This is a genomic window from Akkermansia sp. RCC_12PD (assembly GCF_036417355.1).
Classification (GTDB): domain Bacteria; phylum Verrucomicrobiota; class Verrucomicrobiia; order Verrucomicrobiales; family Akkermansiaceae; genus Akkermansia.
Window position 1 is genome coordinate 1,532,912 of the sequence record NZ_CP143889.1, and the last position, 19,452, is coordinate 1,552,363.

Genomic DNA, 19,452 nt, shown 5'->3' on the forward strand with positions numbered 1-19,452 from the left:
AAACGGGGAATTGTCAAAAAAATTAAATAAAGAATTAATAAAAAACTCCTTCGCATAAATGGAAGGAGTTGAAAGCGCAGGCATGGTCCAAATCAATACACATCCCGCTGGTAACGGCGGTGCTGCTTCATGTCCGCCACATATTCCGCGGCTTCCTCCGGAGTTTTATGGCCCCAGGTCTGGATCACTTCATGAAGGGCGGCATCCACATCCTTCGCCATGCGGGCAGCGTCTCCGCAGACGTAGAAACAGGCGCCGTTTTCCAGCCATTTCCAGAGCTCTTCGCCTTCCTGAACCATGAGGTGCTGCACGTATACCTTCTTCTCCTGGTCGCGGGACCAGGCCACGGACAATTTCAGTTTGCCGGTGCCGGTCAGCCGGTTCAGCTCGTCTTCATAACAGAAATCAGTGGCTCTGTACGGATTGCCGAAGAACAGCCAGTTGCCGCCCTTGGCGCCGGAGGCGGTGCGTTCCTCCCAGAATGCCCGGAAAGGGGCGATGCCGGTGCCGGGGCCAACCATAATGATGGGGGTATCCCCGTCTTCCGGCAGGCGGAAATTCTTGTTGGTATGCACGAATACCCTGGCCGTATGTCCCGGCTGGAGGCGGTCCGCCATGTAGGTGGAGCAGACGCCGCCGCGCTTGCGGTCACGCGCCGTATAGCGCACGGCGCCTACGCACAGATGCACTTCTTCCGGATGGGCGTTCGGACTGGAAGCGATGGAATACAGGCGGGGCATGATCTTCTTCAGCATGCTTACGAAAGCTTCCGCGGATTCAAAGGAAGCGGGATATTCCATGGCCAGGTCCAGCACGTCGCGGCCCCACAGGAAATTGCTGAGGGTTTCCTTGTCCCCGGCCAGAAGCGTTTCCAGTTCCTGGCTGCCGGAGGCCACCGCCCATTTGGTCAGCAGGGCCTTGTTGACGTTCGTGATGTCGTAATTGTTGATCAGAGCCTCGCGCAGATCGGTGCTTTCGCCGTCCGGAGTAGGGACGGCGGAGCATGGGCAGAAGCCGAGCTTTTCAATCAGCGCGTCCGCCAGGGCGGGATCGTTGGCGGGAATAACGGCCAGAGCGTCTCCAGCGATGTATTCCAGGCCGGAGCCGTCCAGGCTGTATTCAATGTGGATGGTCTCTTTGGGGCTGTCTTCCGCGGTGAGGTGCTTGACGGAAAGTACGGGTGCGGGAAACGGATTCTTCTTGCCGTATGGTTCGGTAGTCATGTGTGAGAATAAAGTCTGGATGAATAAAGGAGATTACCAGCGGATGGCGGCGGCGGCCCATGTCAGTCCTGCCCCAAAGGTAACCAGGACGACGTTGTCCCCCTTGCCGAACCTGCCGGAGCGGCGCGCCTCGTCAAAGGCGATGGCTACGGCGGCGGCGGAAGTGTTGCCGTATTTTTCAATATTGATGAATACTTTTTCTTCCGGAATGGAGAGGCGTTGGGCCACGGCATTGATGATGCGGAGGTTGGCCTGGTGCGGAATGATCAGTTTGATCTCGTCGGAAGTCAGGCCGGCGCGTTCAATCACACTGGCGGCGGAATCTTTCATGCGGGGAACTGCCTGACGGAAGGTTTCCTTCCCGCGCATGGCGAGGGTAGCCAGGCGTTCATGGGCGTTCTCCGCCGTGGTGGGGCAACGGGAGCCGCCTCCGGGAATCTGGAGGAGGTCATGCAGGGAGCCGTCCGTGCCGATGTCCGTAGCCAGGATGGAGCCTTCCCCCTCTTCCCCCGTGGCGGCCTGGAGCACAGCGGCGCCAGCTCCGTCCCCGAACAGGACGCAGGTGGTGCGGTCCTCCCAGTTCACGACGGTGGAAAGCTTTTCCGCGGCAATGATGAGCGCCGTTTTCATCTGGCCGGTGCCCAGGTACTGTACGGCCGTCTTCATGGCGAACAGGAAGCCGGAGCAGGCGGCGGAAATATCAAAGGCGGCGGCATTCCTGGCCCCCAGGGCATCCTGGATGTAGCAGGAGGTAGCGGGCGTGAACGTATCCGGGGTGATGGTGGAGACGATGATCAGGTCGATGTCTTCCGGCTGCAATCCGCAGGACTCCAGCGCGCGCTGGGCGGCCTTCGTACCCATGTGGGAAGTGTACTCGTCAGGGGCGGCGATGCGGCGTTCCACGATGCCCGTGCGTTCGATGATCCATTCGTGGGAAGTGTCCACCATCTTTTCCAGATCCGCATTGGTCAGGCGGCGTTCCGGAACATAGGAACCCGTGCCGATGATCTTGACGGGCAGTCTTTTAAAAGCGATTTCAGAATTTGCGGCCATAGCTTTAGGCGTATGATGAACAGAAAACGTCCTGACGTTTAATGTGGAAACAGTCTAAAAGAAAGGAAGCCCCATGACCAGCACAAAACGCAGGACTCCTGCCATGCCGTAAAGGGGTGTTCTACAACAGCCATCCCTGGCCGTTGGCGGGCGGAGTGGCGCCCATCTTGAGATAGGCGGAGGGCATCGCCACGCGTCCCCTGGGAGTGCGGCTGATGTACCCCTGCATAATCAGGAAAGGCTCGTGCACGTCCTCCAGCGTGGAGGCGTCTTCCCCCACGGCTACGGCCAGGGAGGAAAGGCCCACGGGACCGCCGTTGAACTTGTAAATCATGGCCTCCAGCAGACGCTTGTCCATCTCGTCCAGGCCGTCGTCGTCAATCTCGATCATCGTCAGAGCGTCATGAGCCAGCTGCTCCGTGATGATGCCGTTGCCGCGCACCTGCGCGAAGTCCCGCACCCAGCGCAGCAGGGAATTGGCCACGCGCGGCGTACCGCGGGAACGCAGCGCGATCTGAAGCGCGCCTGCCGGTTCCACGGGAACGTTCAGCAGCCCGGCGGAACGTTCGATGATGGCGCACAGATCCTCCTGCGTATAATAATCCAGCCTGTTCACCAGGCCGAACCGGGAACGGAGAGGGCTGGTCAGCATGCCGGCGCGGGTGGTGGCCCCCACCAGGGTGAACTTGGGAAGATTCAACTGGATGGAACGGGCGTTCGGCCCCTGGTCGATAATAATATCCAGCCGGAAATCCTCCATGGCCGGGTACAGATACTCCTCAATGGCTGGGTGCAGGCGGTGAATCTCATCGATGAACAAAATATCCCCCTTCTCCAGATTGGTCAGCACGCCGGCCAGGTCCCCCGCTTTCTCAATCTGGGGGCCGGACGTCGTATGGATGCGGCAGCCGACGGCATTCGCGATAATATTGGCAAGCGTCGTCTTCCCCAGGCCCGGAGGGCCGCTCAGCAGAATGTGGTCCAGCACATCGTCGCGCTGTTTGGCGGCTTCCACCATCAGCATCAGGCGGTCCTTGATCTTCTCCTGCCCGCGGAACTCGCTGAAGGCGGGCGGCCTGAGGGACAAATCAAAGGCGGAGGGGGGTGTCTCCGTGGTGCGTGTGTAAAAGGACTCTCCCATGCGCAGGACTAGCAAACCCGTCTTTGAGGCATCCGTCAAGATGGAAGTGCGGGCGGGAAACGTCTTTTCCGGGACATGCCGGAACCCTATGGTCTTTTTTTGATTGCGGAGGCAATGCGGTTCCGTCACAATCGCGCGCAATGAAATGGCGTATCCTACCTCTTTTGCTGGCGATAGGCGGCAGCGTTTTTGCCGCCGGCGACGTGGAATCCCGTCCCTATCAAATCATCCCGGAACCGGTCGAAATCAGCACTTCCTCCGGCGTCTGTAAATCCCCCAAAATCCTCAAGCAGGCCGCCAACAAGGCCCTGGGGCCGGAGGGATACAAAATCACCATCAAGCCGCAGGGCGTGGAAATTCAGGCAGGCGACCGCGCGGGCCTCTTTTACGCTAAAAACACGCTGGAACAGCTCCAGGCCCAGTACAAGGACGGCGGCATACCCTGTGGCGTCATTGAAGACAAGCCCCGGTTTGGCTGGCGCAGCATGATGATGGACACCGCGCGCCACTTCGTGCCGGTGGAGGACGTCAAAAAATTCATTGATGTGATGTCCTTCTACAAATTCAACAAGCTCCATTTCCACCTCACGGATGACCAGGGTTGGCGCCTCCCGGTGCCCGGGTACCCCAAGCTGGAAAGCGTGGCCTCCAAACGTAAGGAAACCTTTGGCAACAAAACGCCCCACGAAGGCATGTACACCAAAGAACAGCTCAAGGAGCTGGTGAAATATGCCGCTGCCCGGAACATTGAAATCATCCCGGAAATAGACGTGCCCGGCCACAATCAGGCCCTCTGCACCGCCTATCCGGAATTCCTCTGCTTCCCGAACCCCAAGCTGGAAGTGCGCACGAATGCGGGCATCTCCTACACCCTGGTATGCCCCGGCAACCCGGATGTCTGGAAATTCTACAACGCCGTCTTCAATGAACTCAAGGACATCTTCCCGTCCCAATACGTGCATCTGGGCGGGGATGAAGCCCCGGAGGACAACTGGATGAAGTGCCCCAAATGCGCCGACTTCCGCGAAAAAGCCGGTATCCGTGAAGAAAACAAAAAAGCCGCCGCTCAAAAGGAAATGGTGGAATTCTTCACCCGGTGCGCCAAAATGCTGAAAAGCCGCGGGAAAACGGCCGTCTTCTGGTATGAACCCATGGGCAAATATCCGGACGGAGTAATCGTCACCACGTGGAGAGGCGGCCACACGCCTAAAACGGTAGCCAACACCACGGGCGACAAAGTGGACGTTATCTGCGCCCCCAACGGGAAATGCTACTTTGACTATCCCCAGCTTCCCGGCGACTGGCCTTCCGGCCAGCCGGACACGGGCTGGATGCCCGTCAACACGCTGGAAAACGTGTATTCCTTTGAACCTCTAGCAGGCCTCTCCCCGAAGGAAACGGAACGGGTGCGCGGCGTAGACTGTTGCCTGTGGGCGGAACGTTTGCCGGACATCGAACGCGTCTTCTACCAGGCTTACCCGCGCGCCCTGGCCCTTGTGGAAACCGCGTGGTCCCCCAAGGAGATAAAAAACCTGAACCGCTTCAAGGACAAACTGGAATTCCACAAAAAATTCATGCAGGAAAAATGGGGTATCAGCCTCGAACGCCCGGAGAAGAAATAAGGACCGGATTGGCAAAAGCAGAAGCCTTCTTCATAAGGCTAAGAGCGTAAACATGGAAATAAGAGAATATTCTGTGCCTTTCTAGAAAAAGAGGAGTACGCGTGAGAAAACTCTCCTTTGCTCTATGGCAGGCCTCTGTGGATAACGGAGGCCTGCTTTTTGGATAGCATACATAGATTCTCTTATGGTTCAGGCCATGGCCTTGACCCTGCCTTTACCACCTTCCCTTTAGGATCTCTCCAATACTACCATCTTCCCCCTTTTCAAGTAACGGCTGGAAATGTAAAAAGAGCCTGTGGAAAACAGGAAAACGTCTTGCGAGTGAAAAAAAGATTGCCAAGTCTCTCTTCTACCGTTACATTACCCCCGCTTTCCTATCTAACACAATCTATCAACGGGCAGGTGTCAGAGTGGTCGAATGAGCACGCCTGGAAAGTGTGTGTACTGGCAACAGTACCGAGGGTTCGAATCCCTCCCTGTCCGCCATTAATTTTTCACCGCAATATGTTGTATATCAATATATTGCGTTTTTTTGTTTACAGGGTTATGGGGAAGAAATGGGGAAATTACTTCCATCATTACTGGTCACGGTAAATGGAGTTTTCTAGTTTTCCAGTGTTTACGAATCTCTCTAAATCTGCTATACTTCTCTAGTGACTGAATGTAATTTTCATTCTAAGAAGGCTCTAGGTAGTATCTTCTCTTTTTTTTCTGGATCAGGATTTCTAGATCTTGGATTTGAATCAGAAGGATTTAGAGTTGAACTAGTAAATGAATATAATGCGGACTTTTTAAAGGCATACCAGTATAATCGGGAAAAATTTAAAATTAAGCCCCCAAAATATGGACATCATTTATGCTCTGTCGAAGAATTTTTATCTAATAGTACATTTTCAGAACAAGTTAAAGCATCTAAAAGTAAGGGGTTAGTCGGATTTATTGGAGGTCCTCCTTGCCCCGATTTTAGTGTCGCCGGAAAACAGGCAGGGAAACATGGTGAAAATGGAAAATTATCAAGGACATATATAGATATAATACTTCAAGAAAAACCTGATTGGTTTCTGTTTGAAAATGTAAAAGGATTGTATCGTACAGCTAAACACAGGGCTTTTTTCGATGAATTGAAACATGACCTTTTGAATGCTGGGTATAGTATGGCGGAACGGCTTGTCAATGCTTTGGAATATGGTGCACCTCAGCACCGGGAACGTATTATTTTGATTGGCTTCAGCGAACCGTTGCGGTCAAAATTAGGACTGCCGGAAGGAGAAATAGGCGAACAACAATTTCCCTGGAAGAAATACGCCCAGAGAGATGCTTCATTTTTAATCAAGAATAAGGAGCAAACACCTAGGGATCAAACTGTTCAATACTGGTTTGAGCTAAACAAAGTAACAGAACATCCTAATAATAGAGGCTTTGTTCCTAGGGCCGCATTATCTAAATTTCTTACAATACAAGAGGGGGACGATTCTCGGAAAAGTGGAAAACGATTGCATAGGAACCAGTTTTCTCCCACTGCTTGTTATGGGAATAACGAGGTCCATATTCATCCTACCGAACCTAGGAGAATTACTGTAGCAGAAGCGTTGGCAATACAGACACTACCGAAAGAATTTTCCTTCCCTGATGATATGAGTTTGAGCTCAATGTTCAAAACAATAGGAAATGGCGTACCTTTCATTCTGGCAAAGGGGCTTGCAAAGACACTCAAATCTATGCTAGCCTCTCTCAGCAATGAGCCTTGATGCGAATCTCCTGTTTGACCAACTGAGGCGTCTTCCTGTTGACAGAGAGTATACCTATGTCAACCCTGTAACAAAAAATAAAATTCGTATAGTCCAAGTAATTGGTTACGAACGAATTGTTTTCCGTCGGTGTTCACAGCAAGACTCCTTGGATTCGGCAAAAAATGAAAATATCTCGTATGCTTTTGTGCAAAGGTATGCGTTGGCCTTGAAAAGTGGACTTCCTACTAATATAGACCGTGCAGTTGGGGCTTCATACAATGCAAGGTCAGTATTGGAAGCGTTAGTTGCTCATCTATCCAATTTCTGGGTTTGCTGGCCAGGACGCTTGGAGCAGTTGAATGATGGTAAAATTGTCCAAAAGGAAGGGCATAAACACCTTATATACCTGCCTAATGAAGGGCATCCATTGGGGCAGATTTGCACAAAGGATGTTGACTACACAATTTCAGAGATACCTACTCAATCAGCAATATATGAGGCTATTGAGCTTTCAGACGTTGCGACGGAAGCTCCTGCAGTTAAACTCGACATACCCATTGAAGTTAGAAGGCGGCATGCTCAAATACAAATTGCACTGATACAAATAGGTATAAAACTGGGATATCGCCCTTATGTTGCTGCTAACGATCAAAGTATCAAATATAAGGGCGAGCTCTTGAGTAACTTTCCAGGAATGATCAAGGATTTGAGCAGCATTCCATTACTGAAAGCTTTCCCTGATGCATCATCTGCTGGTAGATTAATTGACTGCATTTGGTTTTCCGAAGACAACACTGCCATGCCTTTTGTCATGGAAATCGAGCATTCAACAGGGGTGGACAGTGGAATCGGCAGGATGGATATTTTCAGGAAAAAAGCGCCAAAACTTGCAGGTATGCACTGGGTTATTGTCGCAGATGATGCCCAACGTAATTTTGTATTTTCCCATTCAAAAAAGGAAAAACGTGATGGAATGAAAATGTGGTACCTACCCTATTCTCATGTAGAAGAACTTTATTCTTTAATTAACCGTTATGATATCCAGGAAGTTGGAGATAAGTTCTTTGAAGCATTCATGGAACAAATCCCCTAAATGATCCCTGTTATTCAGGCTTTATCAGTAACATGGATTTCAGTATTTCAGGACTCTTCTGAATTACCTTAGCCTCACATTCCCAGATAATAATAACTCTGTATCCCATCAACTTAAGTTTCTCCTGGTTCTTCTTGTCTCTCTCTATATTTTTTGTAAATTTAACCTTCCAATATTCCGAATTACTTTTGGGTTTAGAAGCTATTTTACACCCTTCATGTTGATGCCAAAAGCAGCCGTGCACAAAAATGACTGTTCTGTATTTTGGGAGTACAATATCCGGTTTTCCAGGAAGATCTTTACGGTTGATGCGGAACCTAAAACCTAGTTTGTGAAGAATTGACCGGATAATTTTCTCAGGTTTGGTGTCCTTGCTTCTGATCCGGGACATCACTTGGCTTCGCTTCTCTGGAGAAAAGACATCCATGTCTTGAGCTTATCAAAATTGTGTAGTCATTACAATACTACATCTTCCGGCGGCCTGTCTCCCAACGTTTCACCCAATTTCTCCCACTCCGCCACTTTCTTTCTGCAATCCATCTCTCCTCCTGTTCCTTTCTCCATTCGTAATCATGCCAATTCTCCATACATTCTCCAAACTCATGAGGATTATCTGCACTGGGATTGCAGCTCCAAAATCTGTTCCAATCAGGATTTTCTTCTTCTGAATCACTGTCCATAGTTGACTATCTCGTGCTAAATCTCTTCAGGAACCTTCCCGCAATCTCTAAGTCATGCCTCAATATTCTGAACAACTTCCATAAGAACCATCTTAGGATTAATTATTTGGAATGATTTTTATTAAAAAATGCCTTCCTACAAAACTGATTGATCTTGGAAGTCCTGGAATCCGGTCATACATAATCATGCATTTGGTAATTCCTCCATTTATTATATTCATACATTGAGTGAGATCATTTTTCTTATAACTTATTTGTTTCCAATTGCATGTGAATTCTATGGGATTTCCGGGGAAACAATACATGGAATACAGAGGTATACATTTGAAAACTCTCTCTTTATCTTTAATATACATTGTATGAGACCATATTTTTCATAACTTGCTTATTGCAATATATTTGTAAATTTTAAACACGTTTTTATAAGCCTTTTTTTACGTTCCAGTACTTCATTGGACAGGATCACTTGGGAAATCCATGTTTAAGGAAATGCAGACTACAGTATACGGGGAATCATCTATACGCTGGTCATTTTATTCTGAATATCTCCAGAATTGATTGTACGGATTTTTTGGCAGGGGGGCTTAGGATCATCCTGCTTTCTAAATAAATTCCGTAGAAACCAATTTAGAATTAGATCTGGGATACGGTCTCATACAATAGACAAAAAGAGGGAGTGAATGGAAAGAACCCTTTCGACTCTTCCTTTTCCAAAAAGGCATTCCTGATTTCATCGGATAAAAAGAAAAAGCTTTCTCCAATCCTATCTCCAGTATTCTTTCGACGGATGCAACAGATAAGAAACTCAATTGCCCCTCCCGCCAATCCCCGCACTCATATTGAATAAGATCTATTTCTGTTTTAATATATTTGTTATCAAATAATTATAATTTGTAAGCAGATTTTTTCTTCTATTTTTTCAATCTATTGGAAAAAGGAATAACAATCCTACCAACCTCCTTGTATTATACAGTGTATGAGACCATAATTTTCATAATATACTTATTTTTATATCATTAAATAATTTCTGTTTCCTTGTCCGTATGTTCCCGTAAACATTTCACAGAAAGTTAAAAGAGTCTTCCTGGTGTTCTTTCCTGTTTTATTCTAAACAATTCCAGAATCATTTATAAGAATTATCCGGGCTCTTCCCTGGAAAATATATTCCTTTTATAAATTAAATCCGTAGAAATTAATTTAGAATTAAAAAGAACTCCATAGCATACAAAGCAGGCTTCATCCGGTCTCATTCAATAGAAAAAGTAAGTGGAAGGGGGGGTAACAGGTGAAAAAAAATCATTTTTCCTAGACGCCGGGGGGGGCGGGCTCTCTTCATTTCTCCCATTGAAACATTTCCTAATGCAGAAAAAGAATTTCATTTTTTAGAAAAACAATTTTTGGAGCGTTTGGGAAAGTCTCCCCTTCATATGAAAGCCTCTTTGTATATGTTGAGACTAGACAGAGATAGACTGATAATTGGGGCGCACTTTTGATTTGATGGGGGTAGTGTATGGAATGAGGTAGGGTATACGGTAGATGGTATGGGTATGATAAGATAGGACAAAGTGAGACCTATAGACAGATCTCACCTTGTTTCTTTGAAGGAATGTTTGATTGAGTGATTAAACTCTACGACGATGCATCATAAGAGTTGCGAGACCTAAGAGGCTGAGTGATGATGTAGTCGGTTCTGGTACGTTAGGTAGAGTTTCGAGTGTAAATGAGATAACTGGCGTCAAACGGTCTAGTCCTGATATATATATCCCATAATCCTCATAACCAGGCATAAGAACCTTATCTGTTTCATCATAAAGAGTTCCATTTTCCTTATAGATATTCTCATGCGAATTAGTACTCGTAACACCAATAGCTGGTGCCGCAATTGGTGTATCTGCCCATTCTATTATAGAACTTGTTGTGCCTTCCAGGCTGGTGATTGTACTTCCCTCTTTAAGATAGTTGAAGGTACTGTTCTTTCCATAGAAGACTGCCGTATACGTAACATTAGTACTTAGTTTAAGATCTTCAAAATCGAATGGATTTGAACCTACCAGAGTTCCTGGTCCATAAGGAGCATTATTCCAAGATGATTTGCCTACAAGATCCCATGTGGATGTTTGATTTTTTTGAAAAATAGCAATACCTAAACCTCCAGAAAAACCTTTATCAACTTGTCTTCCGTAAATGGTAAGATTCTGTAAAAGTACTGAATCTGGCAATGTTTCAGAAGTTGTCAACCAAGTCGAGTTGTTAAGAGTAAAATCAAAAGAAGTACATATAACATACGAAGGAGGACTAACTGGAGTATAATCGTCTGCGCCTGGGCTATAAATGGTTACTATGTCAGCATGAGAGATACTTCCTGCGAATAATAAAATAGCGATAGTTTTCATAGTCATTTATTGTTTATGTGTTTTATTAAAGTCGAAAAACTGATGTCGTACTGAGTCACCTCGTGTGTGGCATTGTGACGAATCAACGCGACGTCAGATGAGTGTTGTTCTATAACTCGGTCTTCTTTGATTGAGCAGAAGCGATTTTATCCAAGAGCTGTTAGAGGCGCTTTTCGTCTGCTGGGCCAGTTTGATTCCTTTCAATTGAAGTTCCTTGAGTTCTTCATCTTCTTCCGGCGTTAAGACTTTGCTGTTTTCCATAATCGTATTCGATTTTGAGTTTCTACTGTCAAAGAATCTCCAAAGTTCGTAGGAGATTCGTTATTTATTCCCTTATAGACCTCTTTTCTGAACTCGTTAGAAGCTGTATCTTGCCGAAAGTGAGGCTGATTGATTCACCTGGCTGCTTCTGGCTTCCAGCGTGTAAAATGCTCCTACGCTCCAGTTCTGGTTGATGATCCAGTTGGTTCCTGCATTCATCATGAAGGCGCTTCTGCCCGGATTGCTTCCTGCGTGCTTGTTGTCGATGCCGTAAATGGTGGATTTGACCGAAGGATTTGTTCTGGATACATCACCGACATAGGCGACTGTCAGTTCGGGAAGAAGAAGCTGTCCTCCTCCGACCGATACTTCCTTTTTAACCGTGATGCCTACCGGAACACTCCATACCTGCATATTACCGTCCCTGTATTGGCGGCTGCCGTTGGAATATGTTTCCGTGAAGCTTTCCTGCGATCCATGGACGTAATCAATTCCAATGAACGGCGTCAATGTGGTCTTGTCAGTGACTTTGATGTTCCAGTCGGCTTTAAGTCCGAATGTGAACACGTCGTCGTTCCATTTTGCATGACCGGGAAGGTATGAGGAATTACCGACAAGGGTGTTTGCCTTGTTTTCCACGGAACCATAGGCGAAATATCCGCTCAATCCCAGGTTTTGATTATCATTGATGGATTCCAGATAATTGGCGTACAGGCCGGTCATGATACTGTCCTGCTTGACGGATGCCTGGTTGTCGTCGGATTTGAACGTTCCGAATGTTTGACCGAAGGCAATGCCGGCGCGGAATTTCTTCGTCCAGGCGTAGTCAATCCCTGTCGCATACCCGCCTCCGTTGTACTGGAAGCCGTCTGCATGAGAGGTGGAGTTCATGGTAACGAAATCACCCAAACCGCTTACCCATACATTGGAATCTCCCGGTTGGGTGACCTTGAATTGAGAAACAGCCGTTTGACCGAAGTTCTTGACGACGCTTGTACTCGACCACAAGGAATTGGCGATATTGGATCCGTCCTTTCCGACCAGAGCGGCAGCTACAGCTTCGTCCACTTGTCCAATAAAACTCAATGTCCCTGTAGACGCATTCCAGAGCAGGCTTCCTTCCTTCAGTAGATGGTTTTTATCATCCAGGGAAAGGACAAAATCGCCGTTCCCGGAAACTGTTCCTTCCGTTTGGATAAGATCCAGAGTAAACGCTTCCGTTCCTGCGGCCAAAATGCCAAGACCAACTTCTACTTCGGTATTCACTGTTCCATTCAAATTCAGTATGTTAGTCACGGAAAGATTGGAATAGGTGCCTGAACCATGGTTCGCCAAGGTAGCGGCAGTAATCCCGTCCAAGTAGAAACCAAGCCTTGAACCATTATCCAAAGTCAGATCATTGTGCTGCTGGAATCCCGGACTATTGCCGACATAGAGCAGAGCGTTGGATTGGAGAATGGTCGAGGCGAATGTACCGCTGCCATTGACAGAACCGTTTTCCGCAATTGTCACTTCTCCCTTTACTGTCCCATTGTTGCTCAGAATGGATGATCCATTGACCAGAACATTTCCATTGACGGTATTCCTGTTGTCCAGGGATGCGCCTGAATTGATAGTAACATCATTGTTGATTGTTCCCCTGTTGTTGACGGAAGCGGCGACAGTATTTCCTGAACCATTGGAAACTCCAACGGTCAGCATGGAATCAGTCGTTCCAAGCACAGTGTTTTGAGCAATTTCCAGAAGACCGCTCTGAACATTGACCTGTTTGGATTCGTATTTGCCTCCGGTCAAAACAATGGCGGCATCGGTAATGTTTCCTCCAACCTGACCGACCTGAATGTCTGCGCCTGCATTTCCATTTTCTCCAACAATGCTGAATCCGAGGGTGTCTGATCCTGCCATGGTAAATGTTTGTGAATCACCGGTCACCAAGCTTCCTCCCATTCCATGGACATAGGAATTGTTGAGTCCGCTGGTAACCTCCGTCGCATCGACGTTTCCTCCATTACTCAAAGAGACGACAACATCCTTGGAAAGAGTGTCGGGAGCCTTACCATCCGTAATAATGGTTCCTGGTTGTTCCGGTTCCCCGGGATCGTATCCATTGTCAACCAGCGTCAGGGCATAACGTCCGTCTATCTGGGCGATGGATACGAATTTCTTGTCACTAATGTTCCGGGAAACTGTGGTGGTTCCACGATAACTTTCAGTAATCTTCAAAAGGCTAGTTTCACCAGTAATATCTTTACAGTAAAATACAATTGTCCCCGTCTCGGGGCTAGTGAAACCATCTTCCGGAGAAGAAACAGAGTGGAAATCAACTGTTGTATTCCCTGTAATAGATAAAGTTCCAGTTATAGTTATGTTAGAATATTTGTGACCACCATATGTAAATAGAGCTATCTCACCGCCATCCGAAAGAATGAGATTCCCTTGTAGAATTCCACTTCCTTGAGATGAAGTATCATTCCAAATCTTAAGTCCATGGTTAGCTGATACAGTATATTGATCTTTGATAATAATTCCTCGACAAAATTCCAAATTAACAAAGTCGTTATCCTTAATCGTCGCGTTTCTCAAATCAATGATAGATAAAGGGCCATCAACAGTAGAATCAACAAAAAATGAGCAGGGAGATTCTTTGTTGCTCGTTTCGAGGGAACCATTGAATTTCACTTGTGCCCCTAACTGTGCGTCTAATGATACATTTTTTAAAACGATACCAGAACTGATGGTATATTTGGCGTTACCAGTAGGGGGATTATATGAATCAGGCCAATCGGAAGATCCTCCACATATAATAAAGGAATCATTTTTGAAATCCATAGTACCTTGTCCTGTCAACATATAGGAACCGTCATCCGTTGATCCCCAGCATGGACCGTAAAATTTATCAAGATTAACAGACCAATTGCCGTCAAGGCTTAGGTTGACGTTATCAAATTGAGGAGATCCTGGATTTCCATAATCTCCGACATACTGATCCCAGTTATGGGTATTCAGGTTGATTGTTTCCGTAGCGATGAGCGGTTGCGAGATGCAGGCAAGCACGGCCGCCAGCAGTACTGTAGGCAGGTGTAACTTCATAATTGATGTGGGTTGTTCATTCTCCTTGGTTAGTAGGTGATAGCGTTTGAATATCGCGTATCTCCACAACTGTAAAGAGGTATTTTAGACCGTGGACATAAATTTCTCATTTCTGCGATAATGAATAAATGTCCAAGCAAAATGTACTCAAGGAATTAGGAGAAAGGATCAGAAACGAGAGAAAAGCCCAGGGATTCTCTCAGGAAGGATTTGCGCATGTTACCAATTTGGATAGAAGCTACTACGGCAGCATTGAAAGGGGAGAGCGCAACATCACATTTTATACCATCTGCGAAATCGCAGAAAAACTGAATAGGGATGTAGCTTTTTTCTGTCAGGATATTCCTCCTATCAAGCCAGGGAAATAACTGATCATTACGGCAAAATAATTGACAGTCATTGTATTTTATCGCTTACGAATCCCGTGGTTCATGACATGATGGATTCATGATCGGAGTTGCATACCAGCAAGGAACACATGTCCGCGTAATATCTCCTGAAGGACAAATCCTGTTCACTCAACAAGGAAAACTCTTGGGATTCTCTTCTGAGGTCGTCTCCATACTCAAAGGAAACGCCCTCTTCATTTGCGACCATCAGGGAAACACGCTATCCACTCATCGGTATGCGGATGACAAACCGGGCAAGGCTGGTTCATCGAAAAGCATCGTATTTTATCTCCTGTTGGGATGTTTGACCAAAATAGGAGACGCATACCGATTGTATCAATTTCTGGGTAGGGGAAACGCCATAGGAGCTGACGGAGGAGACTTGAATTGGAAGAATATCGGTATTTGGTTCTTATCCATTTCCTTCTGGTTGGCCTGCTCCTTTACGGCTTCAAAAATTGGAATCGCCGGATAATAAAACCGATTCATTTTACGATAAAAATAACTGACCATTATTGAGTTTTACCGCGTACGAACTTCCGTTTCTACGGTATAATGAACTCATACATGGCAGCGAAGAAGTTCAAATTATGCAGACTGGTTCAGGAGAACGACGGAAGGTTCCGCGTCTACTGGAATACCATCAACCCTGACGGTTCCACCAGGAACAACAAATGCAGGGTCAAGGACAGAAAGGAAGGTCTTGAGAAATGCCGGATCCTTGAAGAGGAGCTTTCACAAACCGGACTTGTAGAAGAAACAATCATCGATCCCGAAGACAGAATTATGATCGACCGGTTCTACAAAACCAATCCTTCCATCTCCCTGGCTGAATTCATCAGAAGATACATGAGCTTCGTCGCCCATCCCAAGCAAAGCAGGACAGTCATGGATCTTTTCAAGGAATGGAAAAAGCACAAGCTCCTGACGGCATCCAACAGGGAAAACATCCGCCTCACCCTCTCAAGAGTCAATGTCTTCAAGGAAGTATTCGGAAAGAAAATCGTCAGCACCATCCAGAAGGATGAAGTGGAAAAATGGCTCTATGGTCTGGATATAGCAGAAAAGACACGCCAGCATTACCGGGCAGCCGTCATCTCGTTCTTCAAATGGTGTGAAATCGACATGACCAACATCAAATGCCCCAAGGCTGTACGTCCTGAACCCGGCATTTATACAGTCGATGAAGCCGTCCAAATCCTCCATTACACGAAGGTACATCAAAACAAAATGCTCGCTCCGCTGGTCATCGCCATGTTCTGCGGAGTCAGGTTGTCCGAATTTGAATACATTACATGGGAGGAACTGGATTTGAGCAATCCCGATGAAGACGGAGACTTTTACCTGTCAGGAGGAAAAACCGGAAGACGCATTGTCCATCTCCCCAACGTTGCCAAAAAATGGCTTCTTACATGTGAACATACCAACGGACTTGTCTTTGATTTCGGACGATGCAAAAAACATGTCGACCGCATCTATGACGCCTTCAGGAGAACAATCCCTGAATACGTTGAAGCCAAGCAGAACGGATACCGGCACAGCTACTGCACCTATAAAGTTACCTGTTTCGGAAACATGGCCAGCGTAGCCGATGAAATGGGCAACAGCATCCAGATGATACGGAAGCATTACTACAAGCCTACCAGGAAAAAGGATGCGGAACTCTATTGGAAACTTACGCCTGAATACGTTGATTCACTCAATCTGGATTAACCGGATTCCCAATCGGAGGCTGCATGTGAAGTGCCCTGTTTGACTATTGCACAATACACACAAAACCTTTTGTCTATATCGAAACGAGAATCGGCATAAACAAAATCACACGCGGGGCAAATTGAGCAGATTGTCGTGCTTGCTTTCGTTAGGCATGGAACGCACATACTTCTCTCCCTTGAAACTCGTCATTTCTTCCAATGCAGGATAGGGGTAAATGTTGCCCCTGATAATCTTTCCTTGAACAAGCATGTCGTAAACTTGTTCCTTGGGATAAAACCCTTCCAATCCTTCTCCTGACAGGTAAATGGACTGGATATCTTGTTCATTTGGATAGGAAGGACTGCCGTATTTGAAATGAATCTTTGTCGCCAAAATCATAGTGGGACAATTTTACATGGATGATTTCCGGCAGTCTCCCTGAAACTGTATTACGCAATACATGCCCAGCGAGTTATTTGAATAATGGAATGAATCCAGGTTCAATTTCCCCCAGTGGGCACACTTGGCCTATTCCCATCAAATCCATATAGGGCAATCCAGGCTTCTTTATGGAACAATTTCCATGATCCATGCCTTGAATAACTTGAACCTGCTGTTCCTATTCCATTGATCATGAGTATTCCACATTCTTTCCATATCCATTTTATGTAAAAAACATGCCCTGGACAGTTGTCTTGGGAGAAGGATTCCCAACTCCATCGGGGGCTATCCGGACTCCGCCATGGTCAAATTAGACGGGACTCATCTATTCATCAGAAATGAAGTCCTATGTCCTTATTACTAAAATATCTCCATTCTTCCTATTGAGCTCAAAAACTGGCAGACAGCTGTCTTGGAGTACATGTTCCCAAATCCGTATGGGATAGACCAGGCTCCGTTATGGGCAAATTCCCTTGGGCATGTATCAGGTATACGGGAAAAAATTCCTTCTCCATTTATTTTATATATACATTGTATGAGACCATTTTTTGTATAATGAAATTGCTATCAGCATATTACAAAAAATAGTCTTTTGTGCATCAGGAAATACCCCGAAGAGAGCAAACAGCTTATTCTGAATAATTATCCAGAATAATTTGTAAGAATTAGCGGAATGCTCCCCTTGCTATAATACCGGACGGATACCCGGAAATTGTCTGCATGCCTTCAAATCCATTGAGAATTAAATTCCCTTGAACCAGATGTTCCTGCTGTTGGATTTGAACGGCCTTCCCAGTAGGAACATGCAGTACTTCATCCATCCGGTTTGATGGTGCCCCGGATCATAGTATTGCCTCCGAAGAAAATCCCTGTCCTGTAGCGTAACCGAGTCGTTTTCGCGGATTTTCAGTTCATCCAGCTTTCTCCTGATCTGGCAGTAATAAACGTACCTGGTTCCTTCTGTCAGTCCGAAACACCATTCAAAGAACTCTTTACCCCTGTATAGTAATATATTTTCAGGGACTCCCGGCTTCTTCTTCTCCTGGGTTGCCCAATATTCCCTGAGTTCCTTGACAAATTCATTCCATGGTTTTTGAGTGTATTTGTTTGGGATAGGACGCCTCCCCCTCTTATTCTCCCTGTATTTGACAGGACCTTCGTTCAGGTAATTATTAATCCATCTATAGACAGTCGCAGGACGTATACCCAGTTTCCTTGCAATGGCCGGAACAGGATTTTCCCTCTTATAGAGCAATACCGCCTTCCTGCGGAGTTTTTCCCGTTCTTCCGCAGTCAGCTTCCTCGTGTCCTGCTTATCCGCCGGGACAAATGGCCGTTTCCTTTTCCTCATTTTACCTGCGAACATCCATACAGGGAACGGACGAATGAATCAATAAGATTTTCATTATATCCTTATTATAATGTATTTTAGAGGATGTATATTTCCATAATAAAAGAGCACTTAGGAATAAAAAGAACATTCGGATACTACGAAGAATGTTTATTAAAAATAATAATAAATTGATGGGTGTAACCAACACCCGTGTCACAAAAACCATCATCAACAATTCCAAACTCATTAACGCCAATCAAACGGCTGAGAAAATCGGAATGCTCAAAAAGGACATGAAGCAAGTAGATGCCGAGAACTTGTTGAACGCCCTCCCTCTCGTCCAGGAGAACGGAGAACTGGCGCCAATACTTCCTCCCAAGGAATACGTCTACTTCACCATTCCTGTCAACAAGGTCAAACACGGCCTCTACAGGATGCTGTTCAATCCCAATATCAAGGATGGTTCCCTCAACAAGAAAACCAGGACAAAGATCACCCCTATCTTTGAAGAGGCACTAACCAGCCTTGGCATTGAATCCATCCCGGTTCATCCCTGCATCCTCAAATCCTATAACCTGAATTCCATCTTCAAGGCTGAGATCAACTCTCCTGGGTTTAAGGAACTTATTGAAAATGCTAGGAAAAGAAAGCCAAATAACAAAACTGCTTTTGTTTCTGAAATTGCCGGCAAGCGTTTCGATAATGCATACAGCCAAAATGATGAGCATCCACGGGTTTACAACATGTTCACCCCAATGCCTTCATCTATCAGGAAGCATGTATTCAAAAATGTCTATGGAGTTGACATGGTGGAAATTGACCTGACCAATTCCATTGTTCAGTGCCTTGCTGCACGCGGCCAATGCATGAAAATGCTCAAAGCGATCAAAACCAATACCCTGCTTCCTACAGATCAAGACGAAAGGGAAGAAACCAAGGAGAAACTTATCACATGGATTTTCTCCCTGTTGTCAGGTACTGCCGATAAAAGATGGATTACCAGATGTAAAAACCAGTTGAGGGAATTCCTCACCGACGACTACTTCGATGAAATGGAATCCTTCATCAAGGCGATCGACGATCTGGAATCTTCCCATACCCTGTTCCACTACGAGGATATCCTCCGGGAGTTCTGCCGGAATCATCCAGTCTGCATCAGCCTCCATGACGCCGTGTACATACCGGCAGACAGGACGGACCTGATTGATTCGCTCAAACAAACCCTGGACGAACACAAGTACTACTACAAGGTCAAAGCCCTCTAGGATCATCCCGGAGAACGGCATGGATTCCCTCCTTCACTGGGGG

16 protein-coding genes and 1 tRNA gene are annotated in these 19,452 nt (G+C 46.5%); 8 read left to right on the top strand and 9 right to left on the bottom strand.

The annotated features are described in order from the left end of the window. Positions 1-92: 92 nt before the first annotated feature. The 3 genes from V3C20_RS06410 to ruvB form a co-directional block, all read right to left on the bottom strand. Positions 93-1,223, bottom strand: a complete 1,131-nt coding sequence (locus V3C20_RS06410) for a sulfite reductase subunit alpha (RefSeq protein ID WP_130083333.1) — start codon at positions 1,221-1,223, stop codon at positions 93-95. 33 nt (positions 1,224-1,256) lie between these two features. After that, positions 1,257-2,276 (bottom strand): beta-ketoacyl-ACP synthase III, encoded by a 1,020-nt coding sequence (locus V3C20_RS06415; protein WP_275124780.1) that lies wholly within the window; start codon positions 2,274-2,276, stop codon positions 1,257-1,259. Between the two features lie 121 nt (positions 2,277-2,397). Next, positions 2,398-3,417, bottom strand: coding sequence for a Holliday junction branch migration DNA helicase RuvB (gene ruvB, locus V3C20_RS06420; RefSeq protein WP_130083332.1), 1,020 nt, complete (start codon positions 3,415-3,417; stop codon positions 2,398-2,400). Between the two features lie 140 nt (positions 3,418-3,557). Here ruvB and V3C20_RS06425 point away from each other — a divergent pair, with 140 nt between their 5' ends. From V3C20_RS06425 to V3C20_RS06440, 4 genes are all read left to right on the top strand, one after another. Next, the gene (locus V3C20_RS06425) at positions 3,558-5,039 is read left to right on the top strand and encodes a beta-N-acetylhexosaminidase (RefSeq protein ID WP_130083331.1); all 1,482 of its coding nucleotides are present in this window, start codon (positions 3,558-3,560) and stop codon (positions 5,037-5,039) included. 396 nt (positions 5,040-5,435) lie between these two features. After that, a tRNA-Ser gene (locus V3C20_RS06430) sits at positions 5,436-5,525 on the top strand. A gap of 167 nt (positions 5,526-5,692) precedes the next feature. Beyond that, a complete protein-coding gene (locus V3C20_RS06435) occupies positions 5,693-6,787 on the top strand; it encodes a DNA cytosine methyltransferase (protein ID WP_202975645.1) in 1,095 nt (364 codons plus the stop codon). Beyond that, positions 6,777-7,862, top strand: a complete 1,086-nt coding sequence (locus V3C20_RS06440) for a restriction endonuclease (protein WP_130083330.1) — start codon at positions 6,777-6,779, stop codon at positions 7,860-7,862. Before V3C20_RS06435 ends, V3C20_RS06440 begins: the two co-directional genes overlap by 11 nt. 10 nt (positions 7,863-7,872) lie before the next feature. Here the strand turns inward: V3C20_RS06440 and vsr are convergent, their stop codons facing one another. From vsr to V3C20_RS06455, 4 genes are all read right to left on the bottom strand, one after another. After that, the gene (gene vsr / locus V3C20_RS13445) at positions 7,873-8,289 is read right to left on the bottom strand and encodes a DNA mismatch endonuclease Vsr (RefSeq protein ID WP_130083329.1); all 417 of its coding nucleotides are present in this window, start codon (positions 8,287-8,289) and stop codon (positions 7,873-7,875) included. Positions 8,290-10,164: 1,875 nt separating this feature from the next. Beyond that, a complete protein-coding gene (locus V3C20_RS06445; protein WP_161981242.1) occupies positions 10,165-10,935 on the bottom strand; it encodes a PEP-CTERM sorting domain-containing protein in 771 nt (256 codons plus the stop codon). Positions 10,936-11,028: 93 nt separating this feature from the next. Next, entirely contained in the window at positions 11,029-11,196 is a 168-nt protein-coding gene (locus tag V3C20_RS06450; protein WP_153812581.1) for a hypothetical protein, read from the bottom strand. A gap of 96 nt (positions 11,197-11,292) precedes the next feature. Beyond that, the gene (locus V3C20_RS06455; protein WP_130083327.1) at positions 11,293-14,286 is read right to left on the bottom strand and encodes an autotransporter outer membrane beta-barrel domain-containing protein; all 2,994 of its coding nucleotides are present in this window, start codon (positions 14,284-14,286) and stop codon (positions 11,293-11,295) included. Positions 14,287-14,414: 128 nt separating this feature from the next. On the opposite strand from V3C20_RS06455, the gene V3C20_RS06460 reads away from it, so the two are divergent. From V3C20_RS06460 to V3C20_RS06470, 3 genes are all read left to right on the top strand, one after another. Further along, positions 14,415-14,654, top strand: a complete 240-nt coding sequence (locus tag V3C20_RS06460) for a helix-turn-helix transcriptional regulator (protein ID WP_102722130.1) — start codon at positions 14,415-14,417, stop codon at positions 14,652-14,654. A gap of 79 nt (positions 14,655-14,733) precedes the next feature. Then, positions 14,734-15,150, top strand: a complete 417-nt coding sequence (locus V3C20_RS06465; protein ID WP_130083326.1) for a hypothetical protein — start codon at positions 14,734-14,736, stop codon at positions 15,148-15,150. Between the two features lie 92 nt (positions 15,151-15,242). Continuing rightward, complete coding sequence (locus tag V3C20_RS06470) at positions 15,243-16,388, top strand: site-specific integrase (protein WP_130083325.1); 1,146 nt, start codon at positions 15,243-15,245, stop codon at positions 16,386-16,388. A gap of 105 nt (positions 16,389-16,493) precedes the next feature. On the opposite strand, the gene V3C20_RS06475 is transcribed toward V3C20_RS06470, so the two are convergent. Together V3C20_RS06475 and V3C20_RS06480 are read right to left on the bottom strand one after the other, a co-directional pair. Then, positions 16,494-16,769, bottom strand: a complete 276-nt coding sequence (locus V3C20_RS06475) for a DUF3892 domain-containing protein (protein ID WP_102722133.1) — start codon at positions 16,767-16,769, stop codon at positions 16,494-16,496. Positions 16,770-17,553: 784 nt separating this feature from the next. Further along, on the bottom strand, positions 17,554-18,177 hold the full coding sequence (locus V3C20_RS06480) for a helix-turn-helix domain-containing protein (RefSeq protein WP_102722134.1): 624 nt from the start codon (positions 18,175-18,177) through the stop codon (positions 17,554-17,556). Positions 18,178-18,422: 245 nt separating this feature from the next. Here V3C20_RS06480 and V3C20_RS06485 point away from each other — a divergent pair, with 245 nt between their 5' ends. Continuing rightward, complete coding sequence (locus tag V3C20_RS06485; RefSeq protein WP_149876504.1) at positions 18,423-19,409, top strand: hypothetical protein; 987 nt, start codon at positions 18,423-18,425, stop codon at positions 19,407-19,409. Positions 19,410-19,452: the final 43 nt, after the last annotated feature.